8 protein-coding genes are annotated in these 8582 nt (G+C 72.0%); 3 read left to right on the forward strand and 5 right to left on the reverse strand.

Annotated features, from left to right (window positions below):
- The coding region (locus KGQ19_RS45590; protein WP_212021357.1) for a class I SAM-dependent methyltransferase at positions 1–852 on the forward strand (852 nt) is incomplete at its 5' end.
- A 103-nt stretch (positions 853–955) separates the two neighbouring features.
- A complete protein-coding gene (locus KGQ19_RS45595) occupies positions 956–2155 on the forward strand; it encodes a CaiB/BaiF CoA transferase family protein (RefSeq protein WP_212021360.1) in 1200 nt (399 codons plus the stop codon).
- Positions 2156–2397: 242 nt separating this feature from the next.
- On the opposite strand, the gene KGQ19_RS45600 is transcribed toward KGQ19_RS45595, so the two are convergent.
- Positions 2398–3498 carry an alkene reductase gene (locus tag KGQ19_RS45600; protein ID WP_212021362.1) on the reverse strand — a complete coding sequence of 367 codons (1101 nt, stop codon included), beginning with the start codon at positions 3496–3498 and terminating at the stop codon, positions 2398–2400.
- Between the two features lie 62 nt (positions 3499–3560).
- Between KGQ19_RS45600 and KGQ19_RS45605 the strand changes: the two genes are divergently transcribed.
- Positions 3561–3950, forward strand: a complete 390-nt coding sequence (locus KGQ19_RS45605; RefSeq protein ID WP_212021363.1) for a MerR family transcriptional regulator — start codon at positions 3561–3563, stop codon at positions 3948–3950.
- 77 nt (positions 3951–4027) lie between these two features.
- Here KGQ19_RS45605 and KGQ19_RS45610 read toward each other — a convergent pair whose 3' ends face one another.
- The 4 genes from KGQ19_RS45610 to KGQ19_RS45625 all read right to left on the reverse strand — a co-directional run.
- Entirely contained in the window at positions 4028–5506 is a 1479-nt protein-coding gene (locus KGQ19_RS45610; RefSeq protein ID WP_212021364.1) for a M1 family metallopeptidase, read from the reverse strand.
- The gene (locus KGQ19_RS45615; protein ID WP_212021365.1) at positions 5503–6225 is read right to left on the reverse strand and encodes a response regulator; all 723 of its coding nucleotides are present in this window, start codon (positions 6223–6225) and stop codon (positions 5503–5505) included. Before KGQ19_RS45615 ends, KGQ19_RS45610 begins: the two co-directional genes overlap by 4 nt.
- Positions 6222–7547, reverse strand: coding sequence for a sensor histidine kinase (locus KGQ19_RS45620; protein WP_212021366.1), 1326 nt, complete (start codon positions 7545–7547; stop codon positions 6222–6224). Before KGQ19_RS45620 ends, KGQ19_RS45615 begins: the two co-directional genes overlap by 4 nt.
- Positions 7548–7950: 403 nt before the next feature.
- The coding region (locus KGQ19_RS45625) for a polysaccharide deacetylase family protein (RefSeq protein ID WP_212021367.1) at positions 7951–8582 on the reverse strand (632 nt) is incomplete at its 5' end.

Here is an 8582-nt window from a genome sequence, read left to right on the forward strand (position 1 = left end):
GGCGGGTCGGGGGCGGACAGAGGGTCGGAGCTGGTGGGTGACGAGGCATATTTCGCAACAGACCTCTACCAGGGGACTGCTGACTACTACGACCGCTACCGTCTGGGGTATCCGGCGCCCCTGCTCGATCATCTGATCGCGGCCACCGGCCCGTCCGGTCGCGGGAGCCTGCTGGACCTGGCCTGCGGGACCGGTCAACTGGCGTTCCCGCTCGGCCGGCACTTCGCGCAGACCTGGGCTGTCGATCAGGAACCGGACATGATCGACACGGTTCGCGCCAAAGCGGCCGCCGCGGGACTGGCGAACGTTCGGCCCGTCGTCTCCAGTGTCGAGACCCTCGATGCACAGCCAGGCAGCTTCGAACTCGCTGTCGTCGGCAACGCCTTCCACCGGTTCCAGCGCGACCTGGCCGCCCGGCGGATCCGTCAGTGGCTGATCCCAGGCGGGCACCTCGCGTTGTGCTGGTCGTATTCGCCCTGGGCGGGAGCGGAAGACTGGCAGCGGACCCTGGCCGCCATCCTGAACCGGTGGCAGCGGGAGCTCGGCGCCGAGGACCGGACGCCTGCCGACCCGGCTGAGGTCCGTCAGCGGCGGCCCGACGTCGAGGTGTTGTCCGCGGCCGGGTTCGAGATCGTCGGGCGCGGCTCGTTCGACGTCGAGCACCGCTGGAGTGTGGCGGACCTCGCCGGCCATGTCCGCTCGACCTCGTTCCTGTCGCCCGCGGTGCTCGGTGCGCGAGCTGCCGAGTTCGACGCCGATCTGGCGGCCGGCCTTCGGCCGCACGATGACGGCGGCGGGGTGTTCACCGAGACGGTGGGCTTCGCCTACGACCTTGCCCGCAAGCCCGCTTGAGGTCCTGGTACCGCAGGTACGGCAACGTTTGCCGAAGGCTGTGAGCCGGGCGATAGCCGTGTCATATCGACTCCCCGGGCGCGGCGTGCCACGCTGATCGTCCATGACCGCCGTGCACTGTGCCGCCGACCGTTCTGTGCCCGACCCGGAGGTGGGTCTCGATGCCGATCCGGCCGATGCCGGGCCGCTGGCCGGGCTCCTGGTCATCGATCTGACCCGGGTGCTGGCCGGACCGTTCGCCACCATGATCATGGCGGATCTGGGGGCTCGGGTGATCAAGGTGGAGAACCCGTCCGGCGGGGACGACTCGCGCCGGTACGGGCCGTTCGCCGCCGACGGGCGTTCGATGTACTTCGCGCGCGTCAACCGGGGCAAGCAGTCGCTGGCGGTGGACTTGAAGAAGGACGCCGAGCAGGTGGCGGCGCTGGCCGAGCGGGCCGATGTGCTGGTGGAGAACTTCCGGCCCGGGGTGATGGACCGGCTGGGGCTGGGGCCGGCGGCGTTGCGGGCGCGCAATCCGCGGCTGGTGTACGCGTCGGTGTCCGGGTACGGCGCCACCGGGCCGCGCTCCGGGGAGCCCGCGTACGACGCCGTCATCCAGGCCCGCAGCGGTCTGATGTCGGTGACGGGGGAGCCGGACGGGCCGCCGGTGAAGTCCGGCGCGTCGGTGTCGGACCTGTCGGCCGGCGTCTACACCTTCGGCGCGGTGATGGCGGCGCTGGTCGGGCGCGGTATCCACGGCCGCGGCACGCACATCGACATCGCCATGTTCGACGCGACCGTGTCGTTCCTGGAAGGCAACGCGCTGGCCTGGCTCGCCGACCGCACCGTGCCGCACCGCATCGGCCCGCACCACCCGAACATCGCCCCGTTCGGGGCGTTCGCCGCCGCCGACGGCCAGATCGTGGTGTGCGTCGGCAACGACGCACTGTTCGTCGCCTTCGCCGCCGCCCTCGGCGCGCCGCGGCTGGCCGAGGACCCGCTGTTCGCGCAGAACGCGGCCCGCTCGGCGAACCGCCTGGTGCTGACCGCCGTCATCGAGGAGTTGCTGGCCGCCGACACCTGCGTGAACTGGCTGGCCCGGCTGGAGGCGGCGAAGGTGCCGTGCGCGCCGGTGAACGACATCGGACAGGCGATGACGGACGAGCAGACCGAGGCCCGGCGCATGCGCATCACCGCCGGCGGGCTGGAGCTGCCCGGGCAGGTGGTGAAGATGGCCGGCTACCCGGACCCGGCGGTGCGGCCGGCGGCGCCGGGGCTGGACGAGCACGGCGACGCGATCCGCGCTGAGTTCGGGCTCTGAGGCGGGGCTGGCAGGCGGCACGGCAGTCAGCACCAGCAGTCGGCACGAAGCGGCTGATACAAGCGGTCGATACAAGCGGTCGATACAAAGCAGTCACTACCAGCTGTGTCGCGGTCGCGGTCGCCGACCGGGCCGAGCCTGCCCGATATCGTTCACCGGGTTCGACAGGCCCAGCAGCCTCCGGGATCACCGAAGCCCAGCGGCGCGCGCCGTCCCGTGGCGCGCATTCCGGTGGCCGAGGATCAGGCGACTGAGGCCCCGGCCCCGGCACACACCGCGTCCCAGGCGGGGTAGTCGCTGTAGCCCTCAGCGGTACGGCTGTACAGGACGTCTTCGCGGTACTCGGCCAGTGGCAGGTCATGGGTGATCCGGTGCACCAGGTCCGGGTTGGCGATGAATGAGCGCCCGAAGGAGACCAGGTCGGCGTGCCCGGCGCCCAGCGCCTGCTCGGCGGCGGCTGCGGCGGTCGCCGGCCGGTTCTCGCCGACGTTGGCGATCAGCGTGCCGCGCCACCGGGGGCGCAGATCGGCCAGCGCCGGGTAGTCGTCGTTGTCGGTGAGGTGCAGGTAGGCCAAGCCGCGACGGTCCAGCTCGGCGACCAGTGCCCGGTACAGCGGCGCCGGATCGGACTCGTGCATGCCGAACTGCGGGTTCGCCGGGGACAGTCGGATCCCGGTGCGCTCCGGGCCGGCCACGTCCGCGACGGCGTCGGTGACCTCGAGTGCGAAGCGCATGCGGTTGGTCAGGGAGCCGCCGTACTCGTCGGTGCGCAGGTTGGTGTTGTCGGCCAGGAACTGGTGCACCAGGTAGCTGTTGGCGCCGTGGATCTCGACGCCGTCGAAGCCGGCTTCCAGCGCGTTGTGCGCCGCCGCGGCGTAGTGCGCGACCGCCGCGTGGATCTCGGCGCGGCTCATCTCCCGCGGCGTCGGCGATTCCGCCTTGCCGCCGCCGATCAGGTGCAGCAGGTCCCGGTCGGACACCGGGGACGGCCCGGCCGGCAGGGTCCCGTCGATGCGGGCCAGCGGGTGGCCCTTGCGTCCGCCGTGCATGAGTTGTGCGAAGATCCGGCCGCCGGCCTCGTGCACGGCCGTGGTGACGCGCCGCCAGCCCGTCACGTGTGCCGAGTCCTGAAGACCCGGTACCCAGGCCTCGCTCTGGCCGCTGCTGTGCGGCCAGATGCCCTCGGTGACGATCAGAGCGGCCGTGGCGCGCTGCGCGTAGTAGTCCGCCACGTCCGCGGTGGGTGAGCCGTCCGGCAGGGAACGCAGACGGGTCATCGGCGCCATCACCACCCGGTTGGGCAGTGTCAGCTGCGGGCCTCGGTATTCGCTGGTGAGCATCATGGCCGGTACCGTAGAACCTGACATCAATGTCAGCTGCAAGGGTTCGCGGGGAGGCGGTCGGGATGCGCATCGGTGATCTGGCACAACGCACCGGGGTCAGCGTCCGGTCGCTGCGGTACTACGAGCAGCAGGGGCTGTTGGGCTCCACCCGCACCGCAGGCGGGCAGCGTGAATATCCGGAGGCCGCGGTGGACCGGGTGATCCGCATCCAGGAGATGTTCGCCGCCGGTGTGCCCAGCCGGGTGCTGGCCGAACTCCTGCCCTGCATCCACGACGCCGACGGCACCCCGAACGCCACCGCCACGCCGTGGCTCACCGAAACCCTCACCGCCGAGCGCGACCGCATCGATGCCGCGATCAAAGACCTCCGCCGGACCCGGGCTCTGCTGGACGAGGTCATCGGCACGGCGCAGGGCGCCCCGGCGGCTGAGGCACGCGGCGAGCGCCGGTAGCGCCACCGGTTGGGCCCTGCTCAGGCTGGCCCAGGTCGACTTAGACCTGCTCAGGCTGCCGGCTTGGGCAGGCCTGCTCAGGACGGTGGCGGGATCGTCGGCGTCGTCGGCGAGTCCAGCCAGGCGTTGATGTACGGCGTGAAATCCCGGCCGGTGTGCGCGTCGACGAACGCCTCGAACGTGTTCCGGTCCTGGTTGGTGCCCTGGTTCTGGTGCACCCAGTCGCTGAGCAGCCGGTAGAACGCCGCATCGCCGAGGGCGTGCCGCAGCCCGTTGAGCATCAGCGCCGGGCAGTCGTACACGTTCGACGACGCGAATGCCCCGGGTTTGTAGTGCCCTGGCGGGCCGTCCACGCTGCGTAGCTCCTGGTCCTGTGACACAGCCCGGTCCCGGAGTACCGCGTCGATCGTCGTCGGCGGGTTCCCACCGGCCGGGTACGCGGCCTGCCACAGGTACTGCGCGTACGCCGCGAAGCCCTCGTTCAGCCACAGCCCCGACCACGTCCTCGGCGTCACCGCGTCGCCGAACCACTGGTGCGCGAACTCGTGCAGCAGGTCCGCAGCCGGGGAATGCGCAGACAGGGTGATCATGGTCTGGGTCTCCATGCCGACCTGCTCGGGCCGGAACAGCACCCCGCCGGTCGGGAACGGGTACGGACCGAACCGCTGCTCCAGGAACGTGATCATGTCCGGTATCCGGGCGGTCAGCCGGTGGACCGCGTCGGCGTCGGCGGGCAGGTACCAGTACGTCAGGGGGATGCCGTGCGGGCCGGTCGCGGTGTCCTCGGCGAACCGGTCGACGGCGAAGGCCACCAGGTACGTGGCCACCGGGTTCGGCTGGTGCCAGCGGTAGACGCCGAAGCCGCCCGAGGCACCCGAACCGCCCGAGCCCGCGGACCCGCCGCTCTCAGTGCGGCCCACGAACGAGCCGCCGCTCACCCCGGCCCACCCGTCCGGCGCCGTGATCGACACGTCATACAGCGCCTTGTCCGAAGGCTGATCGTTGCACGGATACCAGGTGAACGCCCCATAAGGCTCCTGCTGAGCCCACACCCCGCCACCAGCGGTGACCTGCGCCCCCAGCCCGGCTATATCGGAGCGAGTCATCGGCGCGGGCACCAGATGCGGGACGCCGTGGTAGCCGATGACCACGGTGGCGGTCGCATCGGCGGGCAGCGGCTTCCCGACCGGGACGGTGAGGTGGTCGCCGTCGTGCACGTCCGCGACCGGTGCGCCGTTCACACTCACTGTGTCAGCGCTCATATCCGCAGCCAGGTCCAGCACGAACCGGTCGGTGGGCCGGGCCGCACGAACCGCCAGCGTCGCGGTCCCGGTCAGCACCGTCGTCGTCGGATCCCACTTCAGGTCCAGGCCGTAGTGCTCCACGTCGGTCGCCGGATCGCCGTACCGCGGATACACGTCGTCGGCCACCGGCGTGGAGCGGCCCGCCGACCACGGGTCGGCAACGGCGGGCTTCGCCGCTGAACCGGAACCGCCGCAGGCCGCGGTCACCGCGATCGTCACGGCCGCAGCCGCCAGCGCGAGTACCCGCCTCATGCCAGGCCCGCACGGAACGCCTGAATCACCAGCTGAACCCGGTCGCGCGCTTCGAGCTTGGCCAGCAGATGACCGATGTGGGTCTTGACGGTTCCGGTGGAGACGAAGAGATGCCCGGCTATCTCAGCGTTGGTCAGCCCGGCGGCTATCAGGCTGAGTACTTCCAGCTCCCGGGCCGTCAGCAACGCCTGTAGCCGCTCACGCGCCACCGCCACCGGCTCCGGCGCGCCTGCCGAAGCGGCCACCGCGGCCGCGCCCGCTGGAGCCGCCACGGCCGCCGACTGCCGCGTGAACGCCTGGATCAGCCGCCGGGTCGCCGTCGGCGCCAGCAGCGCCTCGCCGCCGGCGACCACCTCGATCGCGGCCAGCAGCCCCTCCGGCGGGGTGTCCTTCAGCAGGAACCCGCTCGCCCCGGCCCGCAACGCCCCGAACACGTAGTCGTCGAGATCGAACGTGGTCAGGATCAGCACCCGCGACGGCCCCGAGGCCGTGATCAGCCGGGTCGCCTCCAGCCCGTCCATGCCCGGCATCCGCACATCCATCAACACCACATCCGGACCCACGGCACGCGCCGCCGCCACCGCCTCGGCGCCGTCACAGGCCTGCGCGACCACGTCGAAGCCGTCGGCCATGGCGACGATCCCGGCGAAGCCGGCCCGGACCAGTGCCTGGTCGTCGGCGACCAGAACGGTGATCGGGGCGGCGATCGGGGCGGTCATACGGCACCCCGCTCGCCGGCGCGCGCCAGTGCCAGCGAAGGCGCCGGCGGCCCCGCGTCGGGGGTCGTCCCGTCGCCGGCTTCGAGTCCTGACAGGCCCGGGTCGGCGGGGGCGGCTGGGCACGGCAGCATCGCACGCACCCGCCAGCCGCCGCCGGGCAGCGGCCCGACCTCGACAGTCCCCTCATACAGCCCGACCCGCTCGGTGATCCCGGCCAGCCCGTGTCCGCTTCCGTGTCGGTGTCCCGGCCCGTCGCCGTCGCCGCCGCCGCCGCTGAGGCTGCCGCCGCGTCCGGCGTCGGTGACCGTCACCTCCAGCGCCGCCGCCTGGTACTCCAGCAGCACCTGCGCGGCGCGGGTGTGTGCGTGCTTCACCACGTTCGTCAGCGCCTCCTGCACGATGCGGAACGCCGCCAGCTCCAGGCCGTCGGGCAACTCCCGAACCGTCCCGGCGGTGCCGACCCGTACGCTCACCCCGGCCTCCGCGCACGTGGTGACGAGCCGTGACAGGTCGCGCAGCCGCGGCGCCGGGGTCAGGGCGGCGGCTTCCCGGCCGTCGCGCAGCACCGCCAACATGCCGCGCATCTCGGTCATGGCCTCGGCGCTGACCGTCTGGATCGCGGCCAGGGCGGCCTCGACGGCGGCCGGGTCCCGGCCGATCGCGAACCGGCCGTAGCCGGCCTGCACGTTCACCACGCTCATGCTGTGCGCCAGCACGTCGTGCAGTTCCCGGGCCAGCCGGACCCGTTCCCGGTCCAGCTCGGCGCGCGCCGCCGCGTCCTGTTGTTCGCGCAGCCGGACGCCGATGTCGCGGTAGCGGGCCACCGCCAGGCCCAGGGCCCAGGCGAACAGCATCGCCAGGCCCATGGTGGCCACCAGATTGACCTGGGGGCGGTGGGAGCCGACCACTGTCGCGGTGTCGCCGACGACCACCACGGCCAGGGCGGCGACGGCGACCGGCAGGGTCTCGGTCACGGCCACCGAGTACAGCAGCAGGGCGCTGATCATCTCGAAGCTGCTGAGGCTGCGCGCGGCCATCGGCCAGGCCACCACCAGCATCGCCAGCCAGGCCGCCAGCACCACGGCCAGCGCCGGCAGCGGCCGCCACCGGCGCGCGGCCAGCGCGGCGCCGGAGAGCACGACTCCGGCGACCATGGCGGCCAGCTGCCAGGAGGCCATCCGGTAGTCCTGGCCCCGGTAGGCCTGCGGCCGGGACCAGCCGCGCACCAGTTCCCAGGTGCTCAGCGCGGTGACCGCGGTGGCGAAGGCGACGTCGAAGGCCACCCACGCCCGCTGTCCCGGTACCGGCGGTTGTGCTCGCATGGCTCCAGGCTAGCCAGCCGCCGATCAACGGTCATCGGCCTGCGGGTCTATGACCACGGTCATAGCCGGCCGGCCGGGGCCGCGCCGATGTCTGTCTGTGGCCTGATGACCGGGGCCGGTGCCGATCGGCAGTCTTGAAGGCATGAACACCGAACTCTGTAACCTGACGAAACACGCCGACCGCACCGCCTCCGGTACCGCCTCCGGTATTGCCTCCAGCAATGCCACCAGTACCGGCGGCGCGCGCGATCCCGACCGCCGCACACAGCATCGGTGTGCACGAACTCACTTCGGCAGTCCCAGCCCTGGGCGCCCTCGGCATCACCGGTGGCGCTGCCGGGGCGGCGCGACGCCTAACCCTAGTTGCCACGTTCCTGCCTGCCGGCTGAAACGCTGCCGGGTCTCAGGGCTGCACGAAGCGGTAGCCGGCCTCCAGCAGCTGCGGTATGAACCGCTGCAGCGCGGCGACGGTCTGGGAGCGGTCGCCGCCGCCGTCGTGTTCGAGGATGATCGAGCCGGTGTGGGTGTGGCCCATGACGGTCTGCACGATGTGGTCGGTGCCTGGGCGGGACCAGTCGCGCGGGTCCACGGACCAGTCCAGCGGCCGCAGTCCGCGCTGGGCGCAGGCGGCGAAGACGGTCGGGGACCAGTTGCCGCCGGGGGCACGGAACAGGACCGGCTGCTTGGCGCCGCCTTTGGTGATGGCGTCGGTGGTGCGGTCGATCTGCGCGGCCACGTCGGCGGCGTTCATCTTGCCCATGTCGGGGTGGGCCCAGCTGTGGTTGGCGACCAGGTGTCCGGCGGCGGAGACTTCGGCGACCAGGGAGGCGTGCTCGGCGGCGCTCTGGCCGATCATGCAGAACGTCGCGGCGATCTTGTACTGGGCCAGCAGCGCCAGTACCTGCGGGGTGTACTTGGAGCTGGGGCCGTCGTCGATGGTCAGGGCTATCGCCTTGTCGCCTTCGTGGACGTAGAACTGCGGGTGGCCGGCCGCCGGGGGCGGGTCCTGGCCTTGCGCGCCGGACAGCCCCCAGC

Source organism: Catenulispora pinistramenti, from assembly GCF_018274385.1.
In the GTDB taxonomy this organism is placed as follows: Bacteria; Actinomycetota; Actinomycetes; order Streptomycetales; family Catenulisporaceae; genus Catenulispora; species Catenulispora pinistramenti.

What these genes read in the sequence shown, in the direction of transcription:
- KGQ19_RS45610 (WP_212021364.1), bottom strand. Translation starts at nt 5,506, where the DNA reads ATGAGGCGGGTACTCGCGCTGGCGGCTGCGGCCGTGACGATCGCGGTG.
- KGQ19_RS45600 (WP_212021362.1), bottom strand. Translation starts at nt 3,498, where the DNA reads ATGATGCTCACCAGCGAATACCGAGGCCCGCAGCTGACACTGCCCAAC.
- KGQ19_RS45620 (WP_212021366.1), bottom strand. Translation starts at nt 7,547, where the DNA reads ATGCGAGCACAACCGCCGGTACCGGGACAGCGGGCGTGGGTGGCCTTC.
- KGQ19_RS45595 (WP_212021360.1), top strand. Translation starts at nt 956, where the DNA reads ATGACCGCCGTGCACTGTGCCGCCGACCGTTCTGTGCCCGACCCGGAG.
- KGQ19_RS45615 (WP_212021365.1), bottom strand. Translation starts at nt 6,225, where the DNA reads ATGACCGCCCCGATCGCCGCCCCGATCACCGTTCTGGTCGCCGACGAC.
- KGQ19_RS45605 (WP_212021363.1), top strand. Translation starts at nt 3,561, where the DNA reads ATGCGCATCGGTGATCTGGCACAACGCACCGGGGTCAGCGTCCGGTCG.